At 32.0% G+C, this 26,635-nt stretch carries 29 protein-coding genes; 16 read left to right on the top strand and 13 right to left on the bottom strand.

Annotation, left to right across the window (positions count from 1 at the left end; translation table 11 throughout):
• Window positions 1–10 precede the first annotated feature (10 nt).
• The 4 genes from priA to nadC form a co-directional block, all read right to left on the bottom strand.
• Complete coding sequence (priA, locus tag LQ189_RS05975; protein WP_230155003.1) at window positions 11–2,461, bottom strand: primosomal protein N'; 2,451 nt, start codon at window positions 2,459–2,461, stop codon at window positions 11–13.
• Between the two features lie 70 nt (window positions 2,462–2,531).
• Entirely contained in the window at window positions 2,532–2,960 is a 429-nt protein-coding gene (locus tag LQ189_RS05970) for a DUF2147 domain-containing protein (RefSeq protein WP_182648306.1), read from the bottom strand.
• 63 nt (window positions 2,961–3,023) lie between these two features.
• Window positions 3,024–3,932, bottom strand: coding sequence for a YihY/virulence factor BrkB family protein (locus tag LQ189_RS05965; protein WP_230155001.1), 909 nt, complete (start codon window positions 3,930–3,932; stop codon window positions 3,024–3,026).
• Entirely contained in the window at window positions 3,929–4,786 is an 858-nt protein-coding gene (gene nadC, locus LQ189_RS05960; RefSeq protein WP_230154998.1) for a carboxylating nicotinate-nucleotide diphosphorylase, read from the bottom strand. Before nadC ends, LQ189_RS05965 begins: the two co-directional genes overlap by 4 nt.
• 258 nt (window positions 4,787–5,044) lie before the next feature.
• Between nadC and LQ189_RS05955 the strand changes: the two genes are divergently transcribed.
• Genes LQ189_RS05955 through rlmH form a run of 3 tightly spaced genes read left to right on the top strand, consistent with a single transcriptional unit; the run spans window position 5,045 to window position 6,555 of the window.
• Window positions 5,045–5,500, top strand: a complete 456-nt coding sequence (locus tag LQ189_RS05955) for a hypothetical protein (protein WP_230154996.1) — start codon at window positions 5,045–5,047, stop codon at window positions 5,498–5,500.
• Between the two features lie 33 nt (window positions 5,501–5,533).
• Window positions 5,534–6,025, top strand: coding sequence for a CIA30 family protein (locus LQ189_RS05950; RefSeq protein WP_230154994.1), 492 nt, complete (start codon window positions 5,534–5,536; stop codon window positions 6,023–6,025).
• Window positions 6,026–6,081: 56 nt separating this feature from the next.
• Window positions 6,082–6,555 (top strand): 23S rRNA (pseudouridine(1915)-N(3))-methyltransferase RlmH, encoded by a 474-nt coding sequence (gene rlmH / locus LQ189_RS05945; protein ID WP_230154992.1) that lies wholly within the window; start codon window positions 6,082–6,084, stop codon window positions 6,553–6,555.
• 39 nt (window positions 6,556–6,594) lie between these two features.
• On the opposite strand, the gene LQ189_RS05940 is transcribed toward rlmH, so the two are convergent.
• Entirely contained in the window at window positions 6,595–7,215 is a 621-nt protein-coding gene (locus LQ189_RS05940; RefSeq protein ID WP_230154990.1) for a hypothetical protein, read from the bottom strand.
• Between the two features lie 3 nt (window positions 7,216–7,218).
• A complete protein-coding gene (folP, locus tag LQ189_RS05935; protein WP_230154988.1) occupies window positions 7,219–8,043 on the bottom strand; it encodes a dihydropteroate synthase in 825 nt (274 codons plus the stop codon).
• A 159-nt stretch (window positions 8,044–8,202) separates the two neighbouring features.
• Between folP and LQ189_RS05930 the strand changes: the two genes are divergently transcribed.
• The 5 genes from LQ189_RS05930 to tpiA all read left to right on the top strand — a co-directional run bounded on the left by LQ189_RS05930 (window position 8,203) and on the right by tpiA (window position 11,758).
• Complete coding sequence (locus tag LQ189_RS05930; RefSeq protein WP_086454826.1) at window positions 8,203–8,748, top strand: DUF1599 domain-containing protein; 546 nt, start codon at window positions 8,203–8,205, stop codon at window positions 8,746–8,748.
• Between the two features lie 19 nt (window positions 8,749–8,767).
• Window positions 8,768–9,868 (top strand): BT_3928 family protein, encoded by a 1,101-nt coding sequence (locus LQ189_RS05925; protein WP_230154986.1) that lies wholly within the window; start codon window positions 8,768–8,770, stop codon window positions 9,866–9,868.
• Between the two features lie 181 nt (window positions 9,869–10,049).
• Entirely contained in the window at window positions 10,050–10,241 is a 192-nt protein-coding gene (locus tag LQ189_RS05920) for a cold-shock protein (RefSeq protein WP_230154984.1), read from the top strand.
• 217 nt (window positions 10,242–10,458) lie between these two features.
• Window positions 10,459–10,959 (top strand): TlpA disulfide reductase family protein, encoded by a 501-nt coding sequence (locus LQ189_RS05915; RefSeq protein WP_230154983.1) that lies wholly within the window; start codon window positions 10,459–10,461, stop codon window positions 10,957–10,959.
• Between the two features lie 46 nt (window positions 10,960–11,005).
• Complete coding sequence (gene tpiA / locus LQ189_RS05910) at window positions 11,006–11,758, top strand: triose-phosphate isomerase (RefSeq protein WP_086454822.1); 753 nt, start codon at window positions 11,006–11,008, stop codon at window positions 11,756–11,758.
• 51 nt (window positions 11,759–11,809) lie between these two features.
• Here tpiA and LQ189_RS05905 read toward each other — a convergent pair whose 3' ends face one another.
• Window positions 11,810–13,033 carry a porin gene (locus LQ189_RS05905; protein ID WP_230154981.1) on the bottom strand — a complete coding sequence of 408 codons (1,224 nt, stop codon included), beginning with the start codon at window positions 13,031–13,033 and terminating at the stop codon, window positions 11,810–11,812.
• A 92-nt stretch (window positions 13,034–13,125) separates the two neighbouring features.
• Here LQ189_RS05905 and prmA point away from each other — a divergent pair, with 92 nt between their 5' ends.
• From prmA to LQ189_RS05885, 4 genes are all read left to right on the top strand, one after another.
• Window positions 13,126–13,959: a 50S ribosomal protein L11 methyltransferase gene (gene prmA, locus LQ189_RS05900; RefSeq protein ID WP_230154977.1), complete on the top strand. Its 834-nt coding sequence runs from the start codon at window positions 13,126–13,128 to the stop codon at window positions 13,957–13,959.
• A 35-nt stretch (window positions 13,960–13,994) separates the two neighbouring features.
• Window positions 13,995–14,270, top strand: a complete 276-nt coding sequence (locus LQ189_RS05895; protein WP_230154975.1) for an ATP-dependent Clp protease adaptor ClpS — start codon at window positions 13,995–13,997, stop codon at window positions 14,268–14,270.
• 94 nt (window positions 14,271–14,364) lie between these two features.
• Entirely contained in the window at window positions 14,365–15,636 is a 1,272-nt protein-coding gene (locus LQ189_RS05890) for a sterol desaturase family protein (protein WP_230154973.1), read from the top strand.
• A gap of 9 nt (window positions 15,637–15,645) precedes the next feature.
• Window positions 15,646–16,317 carry a lysoplasmalogenase gene (locus LQ189_RS05885; protein WP_230154971.1) on the top strand — a complete coding sequence of 224 codons (672 nt, stop codon included), beginning with the start codon at window positions 15,646–15,648 and terminating at the stop codon, window positions 16,315–16,317.
• Between the two features lie 44 nt (window positions 16,318–16,361).
• On the opposite strand, the gene LQ189_RS05880 is transcribed toward LQ189_RS05885, so the two are convergent.
• Window positions 16,362–16,778, bottom strand: a complete 417-nt coding sequence (locus LQ189_RS05880) for a DUF6691 family protein (RefSeq protein WP_230154969.1) — start codon at window positions 16,776–16,778, stop codon at window positions 16,362–16,364.
• 13 nt (window positions 16,779–16,791) lie between these two features.
• Window positions 16,792–17,352 (bottom strand): YeeE/YedE family protein, encoded by a 561-nt coding sequence (locus LQ189_RS05875; protein WP_230154967.1) that lies wholly within the window; start codon window positions 17,350–17,352, stop codon window positions 16,792–16,794.
• A 168-nt stretch (window positions 17,353–17,520) separates the two neighbouring features.
• On the opposite strand from LQ189_RS05875, the gene LQ189_RS05870 reads away from it, so the two are divergent.
• The 4 genes from LQ189_RS05870 (at window position 17,521) to LQ189_RS05855 (ending at window position 21,063) form a co-directional block, all read left to right on the top strand.
• Entirely contained in the window at window positions 17,521–17,970 is a 450-nt protein-coding gene (locus tag LQ189_RS05870) for a 2-dehydro-3-deoxyphosphooctonate aldolase (protein ID WP_230154965.1), read from the top strand.
• 146 nt (window positions 17,971–18,116) lie between these two features.
• Window positions 18,117–18,935 (top strand): 3-deoxy-8-phosphooctulonate synthase, encoded by an 819-nt coding sequence (gene kdsA, locus LQ189_RS05865; RefSeq protein ID WP_230154963.1) that lies wholly within the window; start codon window positions 18,117–18,119, stop codon window positions 18,933–18,935.
• A gap of 17 nt (window positions 18,936–18,952) precedes the next feature.
• Window positions 18,953–19,798 carry a hypothetical protein gene (locus tag LQ189_RS05860; RefSeq protein ID WP_230154960.1) on the top strand — a complete coding sequence of 282 codons (846 nt, stop codon included), beginning with the start codon at window positions 18,953–18,955 and terminating at the stop codon, window positions 19,796–19,798.
• Between the two features lie 170 nt (window positions 19,799–19,968).
• Window positions 19,969–21,063: a PAS domain-containing sensor histidine kinase gene (locus LQ189_RS05855; RefSeq protein ID WP_230154958.1), complete on the top strand. Its 1,095-nt coding sequence runs from the start codon at window positions 19,969–19,971 to the stop codon at window positions 21,061–21,063.
• A 35-nt stretch (window positions 21,064–21,098) separates the two neighbouring features.
• Here the strand turns inward: LQ189_RS05855 and LQ189_RS05850 are convergent, their stop codons facing one another.
• From LQ189_RS05850 to LQ189_RS05835, 4 genes are all read right to left on the bottom strand, one after another.
• Window positions 21,099–22,478, bottom strand: coding sequence for a M28 family peptidase (locus tag LQ189_RS05850; RefSeq protein WP_230154956.1), 1,380 nt, complete (start codon window positions 22,476–22,478; stop codon window positions 21,099–21,101).
• Window positions 22,479–22,736: 258 nt separating this feature from the next.
• Window positions 22,737–23,417: an ATP-binding cassette domain-containing protein gene (locus LQ189_RS05845; protein ID WP_230154954.1), complete on the bottom strand. Its 681-nt coding sequence runs from the start codon at window positions 23,415–23,417 to the stop codon at window positions 22,737–22,739.
• The gene (locus LQ189_RS05840; protein WP_230154950.1) at window positions 23,417–24,331 is read right to left on the bottom strand and encodes an ABC transporter permease; all 915 of its coding nucleotides are present in this window, start codon (window positions 24,329–24,331) and stop codon (window positions 23,417–23,419) included. Before LQ189_RS05840 ends, LQ189_RS05845 begins: the two co-directional genes overlap by 1 nt.
• Window positions 24,332–24,397: 66 nt before the next feature.
• Window positions 24,398–26,497, bottom strand: coding sequence for a glycoside hydrolase family 97 protein (locus LQ189_RS05835; protein WP_230154949.1), 2,100 nt, complete (start codon window positions 26,495–26,497; stop codon window positions 24,398–24,400).
• Window positions 26,498–26,635: the final 138 nt, after the last annotated feature.

Below are 26,635 nucleotides of genomic sequence, written 5' to 3'. Positions count from 1 at the left end.
CATTATACTATTAATAGTAGTCAACATTTAAAATTACTTTAATCGCTCTAAATTGCGCAACAGTCTCAAAACTATTCATTATTTTATGGATAGTTTTTTTTGTGTTTACTAGAGATGTAGTATTCGGAATTTTAATAAGTATCGTACGTATATATTCATTCCTAATTCTACTTATTGCAGGTTCCTCTGGCCCTAATACTGGCATATTCAAATTTTGACTTAATACCTGATACAACCAAGCTGAACCTTCGTTAACTTTGTCATAATTACGCTGTTTAAGTGTTATCTTGATTAACTTAAAATAAGGCGGGTATTTATAAATTTGACGGTCATACAGTTGTTCCTGATACATTCCGTTGTAATCATTATGAGTTACCTGTTGTATTGTATTGTGATTGGGATTATAGGTTTGAATAATTACTTTACCTTGTTTTACAGATCGTCCTGCACGTCCTGAAACTTGAGTCATCATCTGGAAACTTCTTTCAAATGCCCTAAAATCTGGATGAAATAACATATTATCAGCGTTCAAAATCCCAACTAAAGTAACATTATCAAAATCCAACCCTTTGGCAAGCATTTGAGTACCAACTAAAATATCGATTTCTCTATTTTTAAAACTATCGATAATTTTTTCAAAACCAAATTTCCCTCTTGTAGTATCTTGATCCATCCTACCTATTTTTGAATTTGGAAACAAAACAGCTAATTCTTGTTCTATTTGTTCCGTTCCAAACCCTTTAGTAATCAAATCCAAGCTTGAACAAGCATGACAATTTGTAGGCTTAGCCATACTATAGCCACAGTAATGACAGCGCAATTGATTCTTATTCTTATGAAATGTCAAACTTACATCACACTGCTGGCAATGAGGCACATGCCCACACGTAATGCACTCCATTACAGGAGAATACCCTCTCCTATTTTGAAACAAAATAACTTGCTCGCCTAAAACTAGCGCATCCGTAATAGATTGAATAAGATCATCACTAAAATGGCCGTTCATTTTCTTTCTGAAATACTTATCTTTTAAATCAACTAATTCTATTTGTGGCATCATCACATTTCCATGACGCTGACTAAGTTCTACCAGTCCAAACTTACCTGATTTAGCATTGTAATACGTCTCTATACTTGGAGTAGCAGATCCTAATAAAACCTTAGCTTTATGGGCTTTAGCCAAAACTATAGCTGCATCACGGGCATGATAACGTGGTGCAGGATCAACTTGTTTAAAGGTTTGTTCATGTTCTTCATCAACAATTAGTAATCCTAAATTTTGAAAAGGTAAAAACAAAGCCGACCTGGCTCCTATTACAACTTGCGCTTTATCTGATTTTTGTAAAACTTGATTCCAAACCTCAATACGTTCATTGTTATTATATTTCGAATGAAAAACAGCCACCTTATTACCAAAATAAGCTCTTAGTCTACCTACTAATTGAGTCGTCAAGGCTATCTCTGGAAGTAGATACAATATTTGACTTCCTAATTCTAGGTATTCTTCTATGAGCTTTATGTAAATTTCTGTTTTACCGCTAGAAGTTACCCCATGCAACAAACACACCTCTTTAGTAGAAAAATCAGCTTTAATTTCACTTAATGCAAGCTGCTGATACGTATTTAATTCTAGCAAATCCTCAGTCAATTTGCCCTCAAAAACCACTCTGTCTTGTTGCAAATAATAATCTTCAAAAATCTCTTTCTCAATTAATGCCTTAACAATTACAGAAGACGAATGGCTAACTTCAATTAATTTTTTTACAGTAATAGGCTTTTTCTCGGTTGCACTTATTTGAAAATAAGACATTACAACATCTCTTTGCTTTGCCGCATTTTTTAAAGTTTCTAATAATTCATTCAATCCCTGATTCGAATCGAATTTAGGATGCAAACGAACATAGCGAACCAACTTAGGTTTGTAATTTTCTTGAACTTCTTCATGAAGAACTAGAATATTTTTATCCACTAATTTTTGAATAACAGGAAAGATATTTTTTTTATTCAAGATAGAAATTATATCCTGAATTTTTAAAGAACTTTGTTGCTGAAGTGCTTCGTAAACAAGAAATTCTTCATCAGACAATTGACTTGAATCAACAAAAGAATTGCTTTTTTGAGAAATAACAGTTTCACTCTCTAGAAGCAAAGCACTTGGTAATGCTCCCCTGTATACATCTCCAATAGCACACATATAATAAGATGCGATCCATTGCCAATGCTGAATTTGAATTTCAGTTACAATAGGAGTTTCATCAAGAATTTGACTGATTTCCTTTGCTTCGTATAAGGATGGTTTGTTTTGATGAATTTCAATAACAAGTGCCGTATAAACTTTACTTTTACCAAACGGTACCGCAACTCGCATTCCCTTTTTTAAAAAATGGAATTCAACTTCAGTTACGGCGTATGTAAAGGTTTTAGCTAAGGAAAGCGGTAAGATTACTTCAACAAAAAACATCGATTTTACAATTAAGAGTTATGAGTTTGAGTTATGTAATACGGTAAACTCATAACTCTTATTGTTTTTATTATCTAACTCTATTCCAGGTTTGAGTTCTTCCAAACAAAGATACGCCAATGTAACCGCGAACATTTAGTTTGTCATTCCCTTCAAGAGCAATAAAACATTTATACTGCTTACCAGTAACCGGATCCAAGATTTTTCCTGAATTATATTCTTTACCATCTTTTTTAAGACCTTTGATGATAACTAAACCCATAATAGGTTTATTTTTCTCTTCTCCTGTACATGCTGTACAAACACTTTTCTTCTTTTCTACATCAATAATATCAATGATTTTACCATAAATCATCCCTGATCGTTCGTAAATTTCTACAATAGATTTGGCTTTACCAGTTTCATCATCAATAGTTTTCCATTTTCCTAAAACCGATTGATTTTGACCATAAAAACACACGGAAAAAAATAATGCAATAATTGTAATCGTATTTTTCATTTTCTTGATTTTTGTACCTTTTACAAGGCAACGCTGTCCAAAACAGCTTTTATAATTAAACACTTACTCACTCTTTAATTTCAACTTATTGATGGTTGCATTCAACTCAAATCCCAAAAGCAAAATCATGCAATTGATCCAAATGTAAAACATCAATATCAACAAAGTTCCTATTGAACCATATAATTCATTGTATTTTGAAAACTTTACAACCCAAATACCAAATAGATACGAGTCTAAAATGATCAAAATTGTAGTAAAAACAGAACCAATTGATATGAAAGCCCTATTTTTATCATGTTTTGTTCCAAATTTAAACAAAATGGAAGTAGTCATTAAAATCATCAAAATAACAAAGGCATACCTACCTAGAACTATCAATTGAATTTGATCACTAAAAACTGTCTTTTGCAAAAGTACTTCAAATACAACGATTGTTGCAACCGTTACTATTAACAAAAAAGACAACAACATTGACATTCCTAAAGCAACTATATATTGCCTTATAAATCCTCTTTTTACTAGCACATGCCTTGAGGTTTCAAAACCTCCTAAAATTCCATTTAAACCATTTGCCATTAAAAAAATAGATAAAATAAATCCAGATGACAACAAACCTGAGTCACTGTTATTCAAAATATCACTTATAATTTTATAAATGGCATCATATGTATTTGGTGGTACTCCATCTTTTACAAATAGTAGAAAATCTTCTTGAAAACCATCAATAGGTATGAATGGAATAAGATTTAATATGAACAACGCAAACGGAAACAAAGCCATAAAAAAACTAAATGCAACAGCACTAGCATGATAAGTTACCGCACTTTCAATAATTCCTATAACGTATAGCTCTATTAAATAATAAAGAGACAAGCCTTGTAGCCATGGTAGTTTTATTTTTTTTAAACCTATAACTACATTCCTTACAATAGGAATTTCAAGTAATTTGTCTTCTGTTTTTTTACTCATATTGCTTTTAAACTCAAGTCCATGTTGTAAACAGAATGTGTTAAAGCCCCTGATGAAATATAATTTACGCCACACTCTGCATAATTACGGATTGTTTCTTCATTAATATTACCTGATGATTCTGTCAAACACTTAGATCCAATTAAAGCTACTGCTTTTTTAGTATCCTCAAAATTAAAGTTATCGATCAATATTCTGTAGACACCATCGTTTTCCAAAATTTCTTTAATTTCTTCTAAATTTCTAGCTTCAACTATAATTTTTAAATCCAAAGAATTATCCTTGAGAAAAGATTTAGTTTTGGCTATAGCCAAAGAAATGCCACCTGCAAAATCATTATGATTATCCTTGAGCATTATCATATCATACAAGGCAAAGCGATGATTTTCACCACCTCCAATTTTTACGGCCCATTTTTCACAAGCTCTAAAGCCTGGTGTGGTCTTTCTAGTATCTAAAATTTTTGTATTTGTACCTTCAAGCAAAGCAGCAAACTTCTTAGTTTTTGTTGCTATAGCTGACATGCGTTGCATAGCATTCAAAACCACTCGTTCCGATTTTAAAATGGATTGTGAACTACCCGAAACATGAAACACAACATCTCCTTTAACCACAGCAGCACCATCTTCAATAAAAGTTTCAACAATCAAATTAGGATCAACATATTGAAAAACCATTTTTGCAAATGCTACTCCAGCAATGATACCATTTTCTTTTACTAATAATTTAGCTTTACCAATTGCCGCTGTAGGAATACAAGCTAAAGAACTGTAATCACCAGGCCCAACATCCTCTCTAATGGCATTTTCGATAAGTAATTGTAACTCTTCTTGAAATTTTTCTTCGCTAATCATAGTAAAAAATTTAACTGCTAAAGTAAGATATTATTTCTCTAAAATAAAATATCTCAAGCGCCTTATTTAAAAAACTATTATATAAATGTGTAACCAATTGATATTTTGAACAATCCTCTTTTTTAATATCAATCAAATAAAAAATAGCAACCACCTATAAACTTGAAACTATTCATCAACAAGATTTGAAATTTAAGAAAGCCTCCTTGTGAAACTTTGTGAATTTTGTATCTTTGAAATGAATTTTTTGAACCTATCATGAAAAAAATATACGCTTTAGCACTCCTATCAAGCTTGTTAATTGTTTCTTGTAAAAAAGAAGCCGAAACAGCTCCTACTCTAAAAAAGAATGTAGTCCCATTTACTGAAGTGGGAAATCAAATGAAAAATGAAGCCGCAATTGCAAATCAGCCTCAACAAAAAGTAATAACAAACTCAGTGCCAAATACTGCTCCTGTACAAAAAGGAATGAATCCAGCACACGGACAACCAGGCCATCGATGTGATATTCCTGTAGGTGCACCTCTAAAAAGCACTCCTGCTCCTAGCGCTCCAACACCTAAACCACAAACTGTAACTGCACCTGTAAACACAGTTACAACTGTTACAAAACCTGCAGAAAACACTGTTACTCCCGAAGGTATGAATCCTCCTCATGGTCAAGAAAACCATAGATGTGATATTGCTGTAGGAGCTCCATTGCCTAAACAATAGTTGTTAGGACTTTAATTATTTATAGACTTGTAGATGGAACCATTACTGCTATTTCATTTTGATCATAGCTGTGACTTGTCACATTGGAGAATTGTAAACGACTCTGTGATGGGTGGCGAATCTAATAGTTCCATTATCTGTAATACCGATGGGAAAGGCCTCTTTACCGGAACTATTTCATTAGAGAATAACGGTGGTTTTTGTGCTTTAAAATACACTTTTGATTCGTTATCATTGCAAGATGCAAAGTCATTTTCTGTGAGATTGAAAGGTGATGGAAAAGCATACCAATTTCGGGTTAAAAATAAAATAAGCGAAGCTCATTCTTATGTTTTTGCATTTGAAACCACAACAGATTGGCAAACTGTAAATATTCCCATCAATGAATTAAAACCAGCGTTTAGAGGTCAAAAACTGAACTTACCGCAATACAACGGGGAAAACTTAGAAGAAATTACTTTCTTAATTGGCAATAAAAAAAACGAGACTTTTGAGTTAGCAATAGAAAGCATTACTGTCATATAGATATTACAATCGCCACATAAAACTTAATTTTTCTGTGTGAATTATAAAAAAATCAGATGAATATTAAACTAATAGCCATTGGCAAAACAGACAATAAAGAATTGCAATCTTTAATTAATGATTACACCAAACGATTGTCCTTTTACATCAAATTTGATTTAGAAATTATTCCTGACATCAAAAATGTAAAGAATTTATCTGAAAGTCAGCAAAAAGAGAAAGAAGGCGAATTGATTTTAGCAAAAATAAATCCTACTGATCAACTTATTTTGCTAGATGAAAATGGGAAAACCTTTTCGAGTGTACGTTTTTCAGAAGAACTTCAAAAGAAAATGAATTCTGGAGTAAAAACTTTAGTTTTTGTTATTGGTGGTCCTTATGGTTTTTCTGATACTGTTTATACTAAAGCACAAGGGAAAATTTCTCTGTCGTTAATGACTTTCTCACATCAAATGGTTCGGTTGTTTTTTATTGAGCAATTGTATCGCGGCTTCACGATTTTAAGAAACGAACCGTATCATCATCAATAATTATTTTGTTTAAAGTTTTCTTTGTTTGAAGTTTAAAGTTTAGTAAATAAATTCCTGATTACTTTTCATTTCTAGTTTTAAATTTTCAATAAAGATTTTATTTTGTATGTAACTCCCAAAGCTTAAATCTTTATCAAACCTAAATAAAAAAGTAGTTGCAACATCTTTAGGTAAAACATTATTTATTAAGTCTTTAAGCTTTTCTTTTTTATAAACTTGGTTCTCAATTAAAATCTCATTATTCTTATTGAAAAATATGATGGTTCCAATTGGTTTTTCCATTTCATAATACACATTGGTAAAAGGAATAAAAGCTAGATTTTTACCGATCGTATCTGCATAGGAATAATAATTTTCGGCCTTTTCATTCTTGTGTGCTTTATCTTCTCGCTTTTTTTGCTGCAATTTTATTATTTCTGGGATTACGAGTCGTAGCGGCAAGCGTTTATCCACATTTACAATCCAATTGGTCGAAATAATACTGTTTTTTCTATTCACTACTGCAAGTGTATCTTTGCCTTTTGTCTCAAAAAAAATATAAATGGGTGATAAATCCTTTACCTCCCTAACAATTGTCAAATTAGACTTTGGTAACAAAACCTGCTCTTGTTTTCCGCATGAAACCAACACAAATAGTGTAATAACTATAAAACATTTCATCTTTTAAGAATTAAGTTTGTTGTACAAAGTCACACATTCCATAGCTTCTTTAACATCGTGTACGCGTAGAATTTTGGCACCCTTGGTCAATGCCAAAGTATTCATAACGGTTGTACCGTTGAGCGCGTCCTGCGCCGTAGTATTTAGTGTTTTGTAAATCATTGATTTTCTGGAAACCCCTACTAAAAGAGGTACATTTAAACTAGAAAACAATTCTAACTTACTAAAAACATCAAAGTTTTGAGCAGTAGTCTTGGCAAAGCCAAAGCCTGGATCAACAATTATATCATTAATCCCCAAACTTCTTGCAAATGCTACTTTTTCAGAAAAATAAAACATCATTTCTTTTACAATATCATGATAGTCCGTGAGTGTTTGCATGGTTTGAGGATTTCCCCGCATGTGCATCATTATATAAGGAACGTTATACTTAGCGATGGTTTCAAGCATTTTAGTATCTAAATTCCCTGCGGAAATATCGTTTATTAGGGCTGCGCCATTCTCAAGTGTGGCCCGAGCAACTTCGCTTCTAAAAGTATCTATGGAAAGAATTGTATCAGGAAAATGTTTTAGAACCAAATCTACAACAGGCACAACTCTAGAAATCTCTTCCTTTTCCGAAACAAATTCAGCATTTGGTTTACTTGAATACGCACCAATATCTATAAAACTTGCACCCTCAATTCGCATTTTCTCAACTTGAGAAAGAATATCCGATTCATTTTTATATTTTCCTCCATCAAAAAAAGAATTAGGTGTTACATTTAAAACTCCCATTACTTTGGGCGTTGATAATTCAATAAGTAATCCTTTACAATTAATAGTCATTTTGTGTTTTTCAGTGTTCGTTTGTAGGTAAAAGTTCAAATGCCAACATCATTTACATTCAAGCATGATAATCAAAGTATGGTTAAGCGTTTTTGTACTTTGTACTTCAATCTTAATTCTTTACTTTTGAAAAAATTTGAATACAAATATACATCAATAATGAAGAATACTTCAAAAGAATATGACGGGGTTATAACCATCTGTAGAACCCTATTTGTTAATAAAATGAAAGATTACGGTTGTGCATGGCGCATACTTAGACTTCCTTCGTTAACAGATCAAATTTACATCAAAGCCCAAAGAATTAGAAGTTTACAAGAAAATGAAGTTCGTAAAATTGATGAAGATGAAACTGGTGAATTTATAGGAATTATAAACTACTCCATCATGGCTTTGATTCAACTAGAGCTTGGAGTGGTAGATCAACCCGATTTAGAAGTGACACATGCTACTCAATTATACGATGCTAAAATTGAATTGACTAAAAAACTCATGGAGGATAAAAATCATGATTATGGAGAAGCATGGCGTGAAATGCGCGTAAGTTCTCTTACTGATTTGATTTTACAAAAATTACTTCGCGTGAAGCAAATTGAAGACAATAAAGGAAAAACATTAGTCTCTGAAGGCATAGATGCTAATTATCAAGACATGATAAATTATGCTGTTTTTGCCTTAATTTTAATGGGTTTTGGAAATAAATAAGAACTACTAAGTACTCAATATGAAAAATATAATAACTCAATTTTCAAGAATTTTTGTTGGAATCCTATTCATTATTTCAGGATTGATAAAACTCAACGATCCGATAGGCTTTTCATACAAACTAGCGGAATATTTTAGCGAGCCCGTGTTTAATATGCCTATTTTTATACCGCTTTCATTATCACTTGCCTTATTCCTGGTGATTCTAGAGGTAGTTTTAGGGATCATGTTGCTCATTGGTTACAAATCTAAATTTACAATTTGGAGTTTACTTATACTAATTGTTTTATTTACTTTCTTGACCTTTTACTCTGCTTATTTTAATGTAGTCAAAGATTGTGGTTGTTTTGGCGACGCTTTAAAACTAACACCTTGGCAATCCTTCACTAAAGACATTGTATTACTATTCTTTATACTTGTCTTATTTTTCAACAAAAAACTAGTAAATCCATTATTTCCTGGAATTCTTCAAAACGTTATTTTTATATTGAGTATCTTAGCTTGTTGCTTCATGGGTTATTGGGTACTTAACCATTTACCAATAATTGATTTTAGACCTTACAAAGTAGGGAATAACATTCAAAAAGGAATGCGAATTCCTGATGGTGCTCAAAAATCAGTTGTTGAAATGATATTCATTTACAAAGTGGGTGGTGTAGAAAAAGAATTTACCGAAAAAGATTTAATGTCAATTCCTGAGGGTGCTGTTTTTGTGGATCGTAAAGACAAAGTAATTTCTGAAGGGTACGTACCTCCTATTCATGATTTCACAATGGAAAAAGAAGACACTGATTATAAGGATGAATTTCTTCAAGAACCAAAACTCATCATGATTACAGCGTATGACTTAGATTTAGCCGACGCAACTGGGATGCAAAAAGTAGAAAAACTAAAACAACAAGCTGTAACCAAAGGATATAAAGTAGTTGGTTTAACTGCCTCTACTCCGGAAAAACTAGAGTCTGCCAAGAAAAAATTCAATTTTACATTTGACTTTTATTTTTGTGATGCAATTACGGTCAAAACCATTGAAAGAGCAAATCCAAGTATCATAATTCTAGATAAAGGAACTGTCACTCAAAAAGTTCATCATAATGATATTGATCAATTAAAATTATAATTTCATACTATGTTTCAAGAAAAAAGTCTTAAAGTAAATACCCTTTAAGACTTTTTTGTTTTTGTAGCTTTTTAAAAAAATAGTAAATTATTATTTAGTATTTATAATCTTTACAACTTTAAATAGAGTTACTATTAATTTTAATTGTAATTTTATTCTTTATTAATAAAAAAACAAAAACATGAGTAAAGGAGTAGTTAAATTCTTCAATGAAACTAAAGGGTTCGGATTCATTACTGAAGAAGGTTCAGGAACAGATCATTTTGTACACATTTCTGGCGTAGTCGATCAAATTCGCGAAGGTGATACAGTAGAATTTGAATTAGAAAATGGAAAAAAAGGATTAATTGCAGTCCAAGTTGTAGTAATCTAATAGTAGATACACTAAAAAATTAAGGCTCGTTGGTTTTTCCATCGAGTTTTTTTTTGCTTCAAGCTCTCATTCTGAAATAGCGATACATCAAAATAATTGTACGATCTCAAACTATATCGATATTGTAGTATTAATTTCGAAAAATGACATCAAATTCTATTTTTAGGACTACAGCTTTCAAATTCTTTGATTAACTTTGTTTAAAACAAATATAAAAATGAAAAAAATAATAGCTTTATTAGTAGTATTTGCAACCTTTTCTTGCACTACAAATGCTCAAAAAACTGAATTCACAAAGAAAGCATTGACCGAAACATTGCTAGTAACTAATGGCAGTCAAGTAGCATTCAAAAACATTCTAAAAAAACACAAAGGAAAAACACTTGTAATAGAAGTATGGGCTTCATGGTGCGGTGACTGTGTAAAAGCAATGCCAAAATTAAAAGAGCTTCAAGCCAATAATCAAGATGTTGATTATATTTTTATATCAATGGATAAAACTGCAGACAAATGGAAAGAAGGAATTGAAAAACACCAACTTAAAGGAGATCATTTTATGGCTAATGACCAAATGAAAGGTGTATTTGCTAAAGAAGTTGATGTTGACTGGATTCCGAGATACATTATAGTGGACAAAAATGGAAAAATTGTTTTGTACCGCGCTATAGAGACAGATTTTGAAAAAATAAATGAAACTTTAAAAAGTTTAAAAAAATAACAATCAAAATGCTTTTAGCATTATAAATTTATAAGAAAACCGTACCATGAGAAAAAAAATTGTAGCTGGAAATTGGAAAATGCATAAAAATGCAGAACAAACTGAGGATTTATTGAACGAGTTAATTGCAAAGTTACCAACTGAAACAAATGCACATGTTATGGTTGCACCTACATTTGTTAACCTAGCATCAGCAGTGGATCACTTAGAGTTTACCAATATTGAAGTTGCAGCTCAAAATCTTCATGCAGCAGAGGGCGGTGCATTTACTGGAGAAATTTCGGCAGATATGTTGAAAAGTGTGGGTGTTACAAATGTCATCTTGGGGCATTCAGAAAGAAGAGCTATGTTTCACGAAACTGACGCTGTGATTGCCGCAAAAGTGGATACTGCTTTAAGACATGAAATGACTGTTTTATTCTGCTTTGGCGAAGAATTAAAAGACAGACAAACTGGAAACCATTTCAACATAGTAGAAAATCAATTGCGTGATGGATTGTTTCACATTGAAGCAAAAGATTGGGACAAAATTGTTTTGGCTTATGAACCCGTTTGGGCAATTGGAACTGGAGAAACAGCCTCTCCAGATCAAGCACAAGAAATGCACGAATTCATAAGAGAAACCGTAAGAAAATCTTTTGGAAATGATATTGCTGACAATGTATCTATACTTTACGGTGGTAGCGTAAAACCAGACAATGCTGTTGAAATATTCTCAAAGCCAGATGTTGATGGTGGATTAATAGGAGGAGCAGCATTAAAAGCTGATGATTTTGTTGCAATTGTAAATGCAATATAAATCCATATAATCTTAAACTAAAAGCGGTACATTCTAGATGCACCGCTTTTTTTATATCCCAATTTCTATTTGAAAGCGCAAAAACCAATTGTTTCTTTTGTCTCCATTATAATAATGAAGTGTATCAAAAGTGAGTTCACTTTGTACTTTAAAAGCATGTTCCCAAATATACTTAGTCACACCGATACTGTATTGTTTGGCATTAGGAGCTAAAGTTTTAATATCATCACCCACTTTTTGATTAGAGAAACGACCTATGAATTCATAATTTGATGGAAAATTATAACTCAATTGATAATCAAATCCTTCACCTACAAAAGCATAACTCACTTGAGAATTATCTATTGGGTTGATAGTAATTGCATTTTTTGATGTTGAACGTGACATATAGCTAGACATTGCAGCCCACCCGTTGTACTTAAACATTGCATCAATCAAAACGGATTTCATTGTTCTTTCTTGAAATAAATCATTTCCTAATTGACCCTGTGTACGTTTTGCATTATTATTTTGCTGAAAAGCGCCAGACAACATAAATTTAGGTTTTTGTTCACGCACAATGTCGCCCTCAAAATAAGTGCCATCTCTTGAAAAGGCTCCAAAAGGAAACAACTCAACTTTAGTTGTAACTGCAATACCTGAGTCAGCATTTCCAGTTATATTTCTACCTTCACCAGTAGATAACGCTCCTTTAAAATTGTATGAAAAACTATTTTGAAACTCATTCAAGTTGTGTACCTGAAAACCAAAATCCCTATCAATAGTAAACTTAGTATTATTAATTGACCTATCTGTAAGTTGTAATCCCCCTGATGAGTTTACACGTTGTCTGTTCCCAGGTAGTTTAGTTTGTCCAAAACTTAAATTCCAATTTTTGTTAGGTCTATAAAAAACAACAGCATCTCTTATTATATTTAGATTTTCTCCATCTTTGATTTCGCCTACATCACCAGGAGCAAATGAAAGCTGAACGGCATATAAAAACTTTGGTGAACCCACATATCCATCAAAACGCAATCTCAACCTGCGTATTTGACCGTCGTATCCTGCTGGTTCATCTTCATTATTTATGTAGGATACTCTGTTTTGTATTCTAAAACGAATATTCATTTGAAATAAACTATCAGGAGAAGTGATACCAATACCTTTTCCAAAACTATAATATGGCAAAGCAGATAATTTTAAATCATTATCCTGCTTGTTTTGTTGTATTGAAACTTGAGCAAAGACAACTACTCCAGTCATAAGGAATAGTAGTAAAATAAGTTTTTTCATTATAAAACACTGTTTAATGTACAAATGTAAAATAATTTTTATATTACAAATGCCAATTAGTGTGTGATTCTTACCTTTGTAAAAAAACTATCATGTCAAACATATATATTGGATATCATTTTACAATTAGCCCGAAAGAAATTGGGTCTGAAATACTCATTGCTGAATTAGGCGAAAAAGCATTTGAAAGTTTTACTGAAACTGAAAATGGAATTTCAGCTTTTGTTCAAAAGGATTTATGGGACGAAATGATATTAGATGACATTCAAATACTGCAATCTGAGGAGTTTACAATTGATTACACTTTTGAAGAAATTGAGCAAGTAAACTGGAATGAAGAATGGGAAAAAAACTTTGATCCTATTGATGTCGATGGAAAATGCCATGTAAGAGCGCCTTTTCATCCAAAAACCGATGCAGAATACGATATCATTATAGAACCGAAAATGAGTTTTGGAACGGGTCACCATGAAACCACACACATGATGATTCAGCATTTATTAGAAATAGATGTTACCGGAATGAAAACACTTGACATGGGTTGTGGTACTGCCATTCTTGCCATTCTTGCCGAAATGAAAGGAGCTCAACCGATTGATGCTATTGATATAGACAACTGGTGTTATCTTAACTCAATAGAAAATGCAGAACGCAATAATTGCCAGCACATTACCGTTTATGAAGGTGAAGCTGCACTACTTGAGGGTAAGAATTACGATTTAATTATTGCAAATATAAACCGTAACATTTTACTTAATGACATGCACGCGTATGTAAGCAGTCTAAATACAAACGGAACATTGTTATTAAGTGGCTTTTATGAAGAAGACATTCCTTTTATTGATGCATCATGTCAAGAAAATGGTTTGCAATATGTTAAAAAATTTCAAAGAAATAATTGGGTTTCTTTAAAGTACACCAAATAATTCATTTGGTTTTTTAATAATTTAAAAACATTAAGATGAGTACAAAAGAAAAAGTAAGAGAGCGAGTAAGTGTAAAAGAGTCTATTGCATTTAATAATGAAATTGTAGTTTACAATGATGATATAAATACTTTTGACCACGTTATAGAAACCTTAATAAGAGTTTGTGATCACACTCCGGAACAAGCAGAACAATGTTCCTTAATTGTACATTATAATGGTAAATGTACCGTAAAAACCGGTCCGTATGATAAATTAAAAATGCAATGTACACAATTACTAGAAGCCGGTATTAATGCGGAGATAATTTAAGAATAGTAAAACTTCACTTTAAGAAATAAAATACTGTGAATAATTCATAAACATTCTCTTTTATTCTATATTTGAATAAAAAAAAAGTGTTTTTATGGAAGAATACGGTAAAATTTTAGTTTTTGTAATGCCTGTCTTTTTGATATTGATTATCATCGAGAAAATTTATGGGCATTACAAAGGGGAAGATACTTCACCTAATATGGATTCAGTTTCAAGCGTAAGTTCTGGAATGGTTAACTCCCTAAAAGATGTTTTGGGGCTTAGCATAACCCTAGTTTCATACGATTGGATTGTATCTAAAATTGCTTTATTCAATCTTGAAGCTTCCATTTTAACTTATTTTATTGGATTTGTAGCTATTGATTTTTATGGCTATTGGAGCCATCGTTTGTCGCATCAAATTAATTTTTTATGGAACAAACATGCCATTCACCACAGTAGCGAGGAATTCAATTTGGCTTGTGCTCTACGTCAACCAGTTTCCAGTTTCGTCAATTTGTTTACCTTTTTATTAATTCCAGCAGCGCTTTTAGGAGTTCCCTACAAGGTGATTGCAATTACCCTACCAATTCATTTATTTCTTCAATTTTGGTACCACACCAAACACATTAAGAAAATTGGTTTTCTAGAAAACATTCTGGTTTCTCCCTCCCATCATAGGGTACATCATGCTATCAACCCTGAATATATGGACAAAAATCATTCACAAATATTCATTATTTGGGATAAACTGTTTGGAACTTTTCAGGCGGAACTAGAAAGCGCTCCACCTGTTTTTGGAATTACAAGACCAGCGAGAACCTGGAATCCAATTCGGATTAATTTTCAGCATCTATGGTTACTCATTACCGATGCTTGGCGAGCAGAAAACTGGAAAGATAAGTTTACCATTTGGTTTAAACCAACGGGCTGGCGTCCAGAAAATTTTGAAGAAAAATATCCTGTAACAAAAATTACCAATGTATATGATTTTGAAAAATACGGTGTTCAACATTCTAAAAAACTGATGTACTGGTCCCTTTTTCAAGCGATTATGACGTTGTTATTGATTAGTTATATGTATAATTCGATCGCAATAATAGGTTTGCCAAATGTATTTATTTATGGAGCATTCATCTTCCTTACGGTTTACAGTTACACGGAACTTATGGACACACGTAAAACTTCTGTGTTTTGGGAAGGTATCCGTTTTATATTTGGAATTGGACTGATTTTCTATTTTGGAGATTGGTTTGGCATGAATCAACTCTTTCCTTTTGCCAGTTCTATTATCGGCGGTTACCTGGTATTATCCTTAGCCGTAACGGTATATTTTGTCAGCATAAACTTTGAAAAAGAAACAATGATTGTAGCTCAATCTTAAAACGAAACAATGAAAAGCACCATAATATTAAAAAGTTTCATTGGGTTTAGTCTAGTGTACCTTTTGATAATTCTTTTTGAAAAAGAAGAAATTGCCTGGTTTTTGAAACCGCTTTTATTGCCATTTCTAATTCTGGCTGTTTATATTAATGAAAAATTTACTACCAACAATGTTCTTTTAACAGCATTGACTTTATCTTGGATTGGTGATATTATCTTGATGTTTTCTGACAAAGGAGAATTGTATTTTATTGCAGGATTGATTGCCTTTTTACTTTCCCATATTTCTTATATCATACTATTTAGTAAACAATTAAGGATCTATATAAAGAAAAGTAAAATCATTTACTGGATAGGAGTTACAGCAATTGCCTTATATTTAATTGTAATGATGCTGATTTTGTTACCAAGTTTGGGTCACTTAAAAGCCCCAGTTTTTGTATACGCACTAACAATTTCAATTATGTTGTTATTTGCTCTTAAAGGATTTTTAAACTGGCAAAAACCTGCCAGTATATATATTTTAATAGGAGCCATCATTTTTGTCGCTTCAGATAGTATTTTGGCCATTGATAAATTCTATACACCGTTGCAATACAGTTCTTTCTTGATTATGGCAACTTATTTAATTGCACAATATTTGATTGTAACTGGCATTTTGAAACTAAACAAAAAAAAGTAGCATTTCCATAAGAAAATGCTACTTTGGTATTAGATATTTTTCAATTAATGAGGTAATTTATTTTTCAATAAACCATATAAATAAGTTCCCAAAAGAGCCCCGAACAACACTATAAGGACGGTCCAAAAACCAGCGCCAAGCAAAATAAATATAGGACCAGGACAAGAACCTACTAATGCCCAACCCAAACCAAAAAACAATCCGCCAATCCAGTAGCGAGCAGATCCTTTTTCTTTATCTGGAATTTCTATTGATTCTCCTTTGATGTCTGTGATGTTATTTCTTTTTATGATTTGAATCCCAATAATTCCAGTCAATATCGCTACCGAAATAATTCCGTACATGTGAAACGACTGAAATTGAAACATTTCATAAATTCTATACCAAGAAACGGCTTCGGATTTTGTTAAAACAATTCCAAAAATGAAACCAACTGCTAAAAATTTTATACTATTTTTCATTTATATATGAGGATTAATTTAGGATTAAAGGAAGTAAAAAATGAGCCATAATAAGACCCCCAATAAAAAAACCGATAACCGCTTTTAAAGAAGGTAGTTGTAAATTACTCAAGCCTGAAATGGCATGTCCTGAGGTACATCCACCGGCATAACGGGAACCAAAACCAATTAAAACCCCACCAATAAGAAGTATGAAGATACTTTTTGGGGATTCTAAAATAGCTGTTCCAAAAAGTGCATCCGGCATTAATTTTCCGTTGGGAGCTTCAATCCCAAGTTGTGCTAATTGTGCTACTGTTTTAGGATTAATATCCACATTTGAAGCATCACTCATGAAATGAACAGCGACAAATCCACCTAACATAGCTCCAAGAACGACTACTAAATTCCAGCGTTGTGCTTTCCAGTCAAAATCAAAAAACGATACTCGTTTGCCTAAACCTGCAATAGAACAAAGAGATCTTAAATTTGATGACATACCGAAAGACTTCCCAAAATAAATAAGTGCTAACATAATAAATCCTATCAGTAAACCAGAAACATACCAAGGCCATGTTTGAAAAACTACTTCCATATTCTATTCATTTAATTTCTGCAAATATAATAAGCATTGACACACACTTGGAAATAAAAATTGGCTAAGCCCAAACATAATAATTTACGACAACAAAAACCGTTATAATAAGGGTTCTGATTATATTTGTATCATCAAATCAAAATTAAACACACAAAAAATTAAACTATGAAAAATACACTAGTTATATTTATCCTCTTCATTACTTTATCGGGGTGTACAAGTACAAAATCTACATTACAAAACACCGATGACAATGCTCCTGACTTACAACTCACACAGAAAAATACCTTTATTATAACTGAATATAGCACGGATAAAAAATACGGGTACAATAAAGATTATCCTGTCAATATTTTTTTCAATAACACCAACAACGAAACCATTAATCAAGAGCGTTTTATAAATGCACTTGCAGGACCTAAAGGAGAAAAAATCACCTTTACCAAACTAGAAAGTTGCTGCCCTTTTCCAACGAAGAGAAGCGACATGGGTGCAGGTCTGCTTGATGTATTTGAATTAAAATGGGATGGACAAAAAACACCTGTACTACTATACCTTAATATTTACGAAAAAGGAGTTGTCAAAGTTCCTGTAGGTCTTACTTTAAAAAAATAAAGAATTTCTATTAGGTTATTATCTCAAAATAATTTTGAAAAACAAAATTAGCATAGCAATTTATTATTAAAATACTTTTAAAAACTTTATGATTTCATCAATTTAAAATAAATCATAACTACATTTGCAAACTGAAAACACACACTATGAATATTCAAAATATCCCACAAATTAAACATACTGACAGCGGTAATTTCTTTTTACTAGCAGGTCCTTGCGCTATTGAAGGAGAGACAATGGCTTTACAAATTGCTGAAAAACTAGTAGGAATTACTAATGATTTAAAAATACCTTTTGTTTTTAAAGGGTCTTTTAAAAAAGCAAATCGCTCCAGAATTGATAGTTTTTCTGGAATTGGAGATGAAAAAGCATTAAAAATACTGAGAAAAGTTTCAGAAACATTTAATGTGCCTACGGTAACAGATATTCATACCAATGAAGATGCTGCAATGGCGGCACAATATGTTGATGTACTTCAAATTCCTGCTTTCTTGGTAAGACAAACTGACCTAGTAGTAGCTGCGGCAAATACAGGTAAAGTTGTAAACTTAAAAAAAGGACAATTTATGAGTCCAGAAAGCATGAAACATGCGGTTCAAAAAGTATTGGATTGCCAAAACAAAAATGTAATGGTGACAGATCGAGGTACCATGTTTGGATATCAAGATATGATTGTAGATTTTAGAGGTATACCTACTATGCAACAATATGCGTCTACGGTTCTAGATGTTACGCATTCTTTACAGCAACCAAATCAAACTGCAGGTGTCACAGGTGGCAGACCAGACATGATAGAAACTGTTGCGAAAGCCGGAATTGCTGTAGGTGTTGATGGTATTTTCATTGAAACCCATTTTGATCCTGCAAATGCAAAAAGTGATGGGGCAAATATGTTGCATTTAGATTATTTTGAATCTCTAATGGTGAAACTTGTTGCCATAAGACAAACGATTAAACAATTTTAATTTAGAAAATAAAACTCTTGAAAAAAATATTTTTATACATCGTATTATTTGCGTTGTCATGTATACAAAACGTACAAGCACAAGAAGAAATAAAAATACAACAAAAATATACTGCTCATAATAAAGGAAAATTTTTTGTTTCTTGGGGAGGAAATAGAGATAACTTTACCAAATCAGATGTGACCTTTAAGGGAAAAGATTACAATTTCACACTTGAAAATATTTCCTCTAATGACAAACCAAAAGGGTGGCATGTAGATTACATAAATCCATCAAGAATGACCATTCCGCAAACAAATGTTAGGTTGGGATATTTTATTAATGATCATTATAGCATTGCCATTGGCGTAGATCACATGAAATATGTCATGACACAAGGACAAACTGTAAATATATCGGGTACTATTTCAGCTGGAACTCCTTATGATGGTGTTTATAACAATAGCCCAATTGTTTTAACAAAAGATTTTTTAATGTATGAGCATACAGATGGTCTAAATTATGTTACTACCGAATTTTCTCGACACGATGATATTTCTAAATTATTTAAAATTAAGAACACAGATAAAATTCAAGTTAATGTAACAGAAGGTTTAGGACTTGGATTACTATATCCTAAAACCAACACTACATTATTAGGAAAAGAAAGACATGATGATTTTCATATATCAGGATTTGGTACTTCAATTAAAGCAGGTCTAAATATTACTTTTTTTAAACATTTTTATATTCAAGGCGAGTTAAAAGGAGGATACATTAATATGCCTGATATTAGAACAACTAAAAGTACTGCAGATAGTGCTTCCCAGGATTTTTTCTTCTTTCAAAGGATTATCGCATTTGGAGGAATTTTTAAAGTCTAATTATTAATTTTATTTATAACACAAAAGCTATCAATTTGATAGCTTTTTTTTATTTACCCGAACAATTTACAGTTCTTACATAAATTTATGACCATTATTAAATTTTGTTCTTTAAATTTATAAATCGTTTTACTTTAAAAAATTTAAGATACATCAAATAAAAATCCTCAATGTACAAGGAAACAATCCATGAAGCTTCGTCTAGAACAAATTATCATTTTGACAATTTTTTTAATATCTCAGCTGATTTAATATGCATTGCTGGTTTTGATGGATATTTTAAAAGAATTAATCCTGCTGTTTCAAAGTTATTAGGTTTTACAGAAGAGGAGTTGTATTCTAGACCAATTAGTAGTTTTGTATACGCCCCCGACCTGCAAATTACCATAGAAACTAGAGAAGAAGTTTATAAAAACAACCCACTTTTAAATTTTGAAAACCGCTATTTAACTAAAAGTGGCGAAATAGTTTGGTTATCTTGGACATCAATGCCTGTTCAGTCGGAGAAATTAGTGTATGCCATCGCAAAAAATATCACTCATAAAAAAAAGGTTGAAGAAGAGCGCAATTTACTCCTTACTAATCTTACGCAAATTAATAAAGAACTAACTCTGTTGTCTCACAAAACATCTCATGATTTAAAATCTCCCATAAATAACATGCTCTCGGTTTTCAGTCTTATTGATGTTTCAAAAATAAATGATCCTGAAACATTAGAATTAATACATATTTTAAAACAAACTAGTGAAAATTTAAAGCAAACTTTAAATGAGTCAATTGATGATTTAGTAGACAAAACTAATATTAATACAGCAATTGAAGAAATCAATTTAAAAGAATCCCTTACTGAAGTTCTTGAATCTATAAGTTCCTTAGTAAATGATTCCAAAGCGGCAATTCATATTGACTTTTCAGAATTTGAAAATGTAATATTTAATAAAGCATATATAAAAAGTATTTTTTTGAATTTAATTACTAATTCCATAAAGTATGCTAAGCCAAATCAATCGCCAGTTATTACTATTAATTCGAGAAAAAATAATGGAGTAAACCAATTAATTTTTGCGGATAACGGAGTCGGTTTTGATATGGATAAAGTAAAAGATAAAATTTTTGGACTATATGAAAAGTTCCATAGTAATATTGATAGTAATGGAATAGGATTGTATTTGGTTTACAATCACATTACAAGTTTAGGAGGAAGAATTGCGGTAGAAAGTAAAATAAATGAAGGTGCCACATTTATTATTTCATTCAAATATTGAAAAAAATAATTGTGACACCTCCACAAAGATTGAATTTATTTAGCTATTCCGTTTTGATCCATTAGGTATACTAATGAAGCCATAGCAGCAGCTCCTAGTTCTAACTCTCTTTTATGTACTGCATCAAAAGTATCATTAGATGCATGATGATGATCAAAATAACGTTGTGAATCTGGCTGTAAACCTACTTTTACAATATGTTTTGATTGCAATGGACCTATGTCAACACCAGAATGACCTTTGACGAACTTATGTATTAAAAAAGGTTCAAATAAAGATCCCCAACTTTTTATCTGATTAAAGTTAACCTCATCGGCATCAATTGAGAAACCTCTTGGAGAAAATCCACCCGAATCACTTTCTAAAGCAAAAATATGATTTTCCTTGTTTTTACTAGATTGAATTTCATATTCCTTACCGCCTTTAACACCGTTTTCTTCGTTCATAAATAAAACTACTCGCAAGGTATGTTTTGGTTTATATCCAATATTCTTGAAGATATTCAATACTTCCATACTTTGCACACATCCTGCACCATCATCATGAGAGCCGTCTCCTAAATCCCAAGAATCAAGATGCCCACCCACAACCATAATCTGCTCTGGATGTTCTGTACCAGTCATCTCGCCTACCACATTATAGGACAGTACATCCTCAAAAGTTTCACAGGATTGCTTCAAATAAAAACTAGCATTCGGATTGGTTTTTAAACTTTTACTTAAAAGCTCGGCACCATTGGTACTTATTGCGGCAGCAGGAATTCGTTGTTCCTTGGCAATATCTCCGTAATTAGTAGCGCCAGTATGCGGTAAATCGTCTAAACGTAAGTTCATAGATCTCACAATAACTGCTAAAGCACCCAATTTTCCTGCCTCTCTAGCACCAGATGATCTTTGGTCTACACAACCACTGTATGCTTTAAAAGTCTCTACAAACTCAGGATTCATGGGTCTATTAAAAAAAATAATTTTTCCTTTTACTTTCTCTTCACCAAGTGCTGCAAGTTCTTCTAAGCTTTTCACCTCAATAACGGTGGCTTGTAATCCTTTTTTAGGTGTTGCTACTGAACCTCCCAAGGCACAAATAGGAAAACTTATTTTTTGTTTACCAAGTTGTAAATAGCCTATTTCTTTTTCACCTCTTACCCATTTTGGCACCATTACTTCTTGAAGGTACACTTTATCTAATCCTAATGTTTCTAATTGGGCTTTAGTATATAAAACGGCTTTCTCAGCTCCTGCTGAACCTGATAATCGAGATCCAATTGCATTTGACAAGTGGTCAAGCCAAGGATAGCACTTTGCATTGGTTAAAGATGATTTATATATATCTTTTAAGGTTTGTTCTTCTTTTGATTGTGCAAAGAGGCTACACGTAGCCATAAAAAGTGACGCAACAACAATTGATTTTTTCATAGTGAATTTAGACTTTCTAAGAATTCGTAATAATAATTTAGTTTTTGGTTTTCGTTGCAATTTCGTAATTCCAAACGAATAATGTAAGAGTAATTTAAAATTAAATTTTAAGTTGTTTCAGGATAATTTGTTTTGCAGCTGTTAAAGTCTTTATTAGTAATAATTTTATTTAAATAGTGTGGAAATACAATTTATGCCTGTTGATCGAATATTTATTTGAAATTTATAATTCAAATTTAACAAAACCTCAGAAGATGATTATTTTAAATTCAATCGCTCCATTTTATTACCAATTGTAAATAATTTCATTTCATTTTCTAAAACACTAAACTCATCTTTCAAAACGCTTTGAATAATTCTTCCATTTTTTAAAAGCATTATTTCATCGCAAGTATCACTTAAAGTCGAAAAAATATGAGACGAAATAATAACTGATTTCCCCATTTCTTTGAGTTTTTGAATTATTTCAATTATGATTATATTACTTTGAATATCAACGCCGTTAAAGGGTTCGTCTAAAATAATTACTTTGTTTTCTTGCAATAGCAAAGCAGTTAATGCCAGTTTTTTTTTCATTCCTGTTGAATATTTTACAGCATATTCATGTAATGGTAAATCAAAAATATTTCTTTCACCTAAATCAGTAATCGAAATATTTCTGGCATTGCATAATAATTTGATGTACTCATTTCCGGTTATTTTTGGAAAAAAGTAAGGTTCTGTTTGTAAATATCCTAAATGATTTTTTAGCAATCCAAATTCATATTTTACTATTCCTTCATGTTTTTCTAATCCAGCGATACAGTTAAATAAGGTTGTTTTTCCTGCCCCATTTTCTCCGACTATTCCATACACTTTGCCTTTCAAAAAATTTAAATTAATGTTTTCTAAAACTATTTTAGATCCGTATGATTTTGACAAATTTTCAATACTAATCATTATAATATCTCTTTTAATTTTTTAAGTGACTGCATGTATAAATAGGGAATAATAAACAATAATAATGGTGGAAGCCATAAAGTTAGTCCAAATACAATTCCATATCTGATATTTAATTTATCTGGGAAAATAGAGTACTTTGCTAACATGGCTGTTAAGATAAACAGGTATCCTAAAAATTGAAAAACTAAAATTATTTCAATCTCAGAATAGAAGAACACTGACAAACCTATATTTATTGGCAAACATAAAATTGTTGCATAAAGTAAAATGATCTTGAACTTGTATCTAATAAAATCTTTAGGAGATTTAGAAAAAATCCAAACATAAAATTTATCTTCAGTAGTTGTGTAATAGTTTAAACAGGATAACATAACCACAATGAGTGAAAAGATTCCTAAATTAAAATTATGCACACTAATAGACATAAATGTCAAAAAATAAGCAAATATGTAGATGTAATAATTTGTTCTAAACCCAACAGCAAACTCAAATGGGTATTTGTAAAAAGGAGTTGGAAACGTAAAATTAGCTTTAGTTTTAAAGCTCATTAGTGATAAAAAACAAACTGTAATAAGAAGAGCAACAGCACTAAAATATTTTTCTTGATAACATAAAAAAATGATGAATGCACTAGAAACAATTAAGTTTTCGAGGATTCTTATTTTGAAATATTCAACTCTTGAAAAATGAAGCTTTAAAAATTCATCTTTACGTATTTCATATAAACTTACTATCCCACCTAAAGAAATTACCATAAAGATATAGTCAGCATATTGCGTTTTTTCAAATAATTTATTTGATGAAAATACAAATACACAAAAACCTACCACATAACCTATTATTGGTTCAATTCCCAACTCGGTTAACTGTCTGTTAAACATTTTAAAACGTAAAATAAAATAGTCTTTCATTATAATAAATGGCATGATTGCAATTAACTAGTAACTAATTTCATTATTTGATTGCATCTGTTACAACTATTTTTCTAATGGCTCAAAACTAACAGCTGTACCTCCGCCCGCTGCCAAGATTAATTTTAGTTTTGATTTACTAGTGACCGTCATTGTTTTTACTTGATAGGCAATTGGATTGTTTTTCCAGTCTGCATTCGCTGCATCGGCATATACAGTTGCTTTGTACTTTTTACTTGGAGTAAGAAAATCTAATTTCACTTCTGAAGTTCTTGCATTTTCATCCGTGATGGCTCCTAAAAACCACGTTTCTTTTCCTTTTGTTTTTCGGGCAACTGTTACGTAATCTCCAGGTTCAGCTTCTAAATATTTACTTTCATCCCAATCTGTTTCAACGTCTTTGATAAACTGAAAAGCATCCGAGTATTTCTCGTAATTCTCTGGCAAGTCGGCTGCCATTTGCAAGGGCGAATACATGGTTACGTACAAAGCAAGTTGTTTGGCTAAAGTGGTATGAACCTGCTCCGTTTTATTTTTATCGTAATAACTCATTTTTATTTCAAAAATTCCAGGCGTATAATCCATCGGACCACCCAATTGTCTGGTAAATGGCAAAATAGTTTCGTGTGCAGGCGGGTTTCCTACGCTCCAAGCATTGAATTCATTTCCACGAGCCGCTTCGGCAGCAATATAGTTCGGATACGTTCTGCTGTAACCAGTTGGTCTTGACGATTCATGAGAGTTTACCATAATTTTATAATCGGCAGCGCGCTTTGCAACGAAATTAAAATGGTTTACCATGGATTGCCCGTCATGAAATTCACCACGCGGAATAATTTTACCCACATACCCCGATTTTACTGCCGGATAATCGTATTTTTTCATCAAATCAAAAGCTCTATCCAAGTGTCTTTCATAATTACTGACTGAACCCGATGTTTCATGATGCATGATCATTTTGACATTTTTATCTTTGGCGTAAGCCGAAATTGCTGCAATATCAAAATCTGGATACGGCGTTGTAAAGTCAAAAACTTCCTCTTTCCAGTTGCCATTCCAGTCTTCCCAACCTACATTCCAACCCTCAACAAGAACGCCATCAAAACCGTTTTTAGCAGCAAAATCAATGTAACGTTTCGTATTTTCGGTAGTGGCTCCGTGTTTCCCCGAGGCTTTTGGCGCATCCGCAAAATTAGTGGCATTTTGAGATCCTGCATAATCCCAAGTAGATTTCCCTACGTGCATTTCCCACCAAATTCCAACATATTTCATGGGTTTTATCCAAGAAGTGTCCTCAATTTTTGAAGGTTCATTCAGGTTTAAAATCATTTTGGAAGCCACAATATCTCTAGCGTCATCGCTAATCATGATGGTTCTCCAAGGCGAAACACAAGGCGTTTGCAAGTAGGCTTTGTCACCAATAGCATTTGGAACTAATTCGGCTTTTAATTTATAATTGGTCACATCGGCATTCAAATGCATTACTGGATAATTAACTACAGCCGCTTCAAAAATATTGAGATACAAACCCGATGGTGCTTTCATCATCAAAGGTGTTTGAACCGTATATTTCCCTGGAATAGATTTTACTCCAATACCATTGTTCATATTGATTTTGGAATTATCAATTTCAGAAAATTTCGTTTCGTTGTATTCATATTCATTGCTGTCAAAATCACCTGGAATCCAAAAAACTTTATTGTTTTCGGTAAGATTAAATTGGGTAACCTCATCAGAAATGATGAAATAATTCAGCTCTGCCTGTTTCGGAAAATCATATCTAAAAGCTACACCTTCATCAAAAACTCGGAAAATGATATTCATTTTCACCTTCGTTTCTTTGTTGATGAGCGAAAGAGTAAGTTCATTATATTGATTTTTAATACTTGATTGCTCTCCTAAAACGGGCTTCCACGATTCTTTAAAGCTAGAAGTTTTTGAATCCAGAATATCAAAATTAGCATCCAAAGCTGGTTTCTCTTTTAATTTGATACCTAAAGCACTTTCTAAAATCGCCAGCTTATTTTTGTAATTTACAGAATAGCTGGGTTGACCATTAGGAGCTAGCTTAAAATTTAAGGCTATTTTCCCTGATGGGGATTGAATGCTTTGAGCATAGCCAAACTCAAGTACCAATAGTGTAAAAAAGAATATGATTTTTTTCATTGAAATAACGGATTAGTTGGTTGCTCTACTGTTTATTGTTAGTCTTAAAACATATGTATTTTAGTGATAAATATTTGGAAAAAAAATTAAAGTATTTTAAATCATTGGAGATTTTGATATCACCTCATTAAAAAAGGT

This window comes from Flavobacterium sp. CECT 9288, assembly GCF_918731615.1.
Classification (GTDB): domain Bacteria; phylum Bacteroidota; class Bacteroidia; order Flavobacteriales; family Flavobacteriaceae; genus Flavobacterium.
This window is presented reverse-complemented; position numbering and strand designations above follow the sequence as displayed.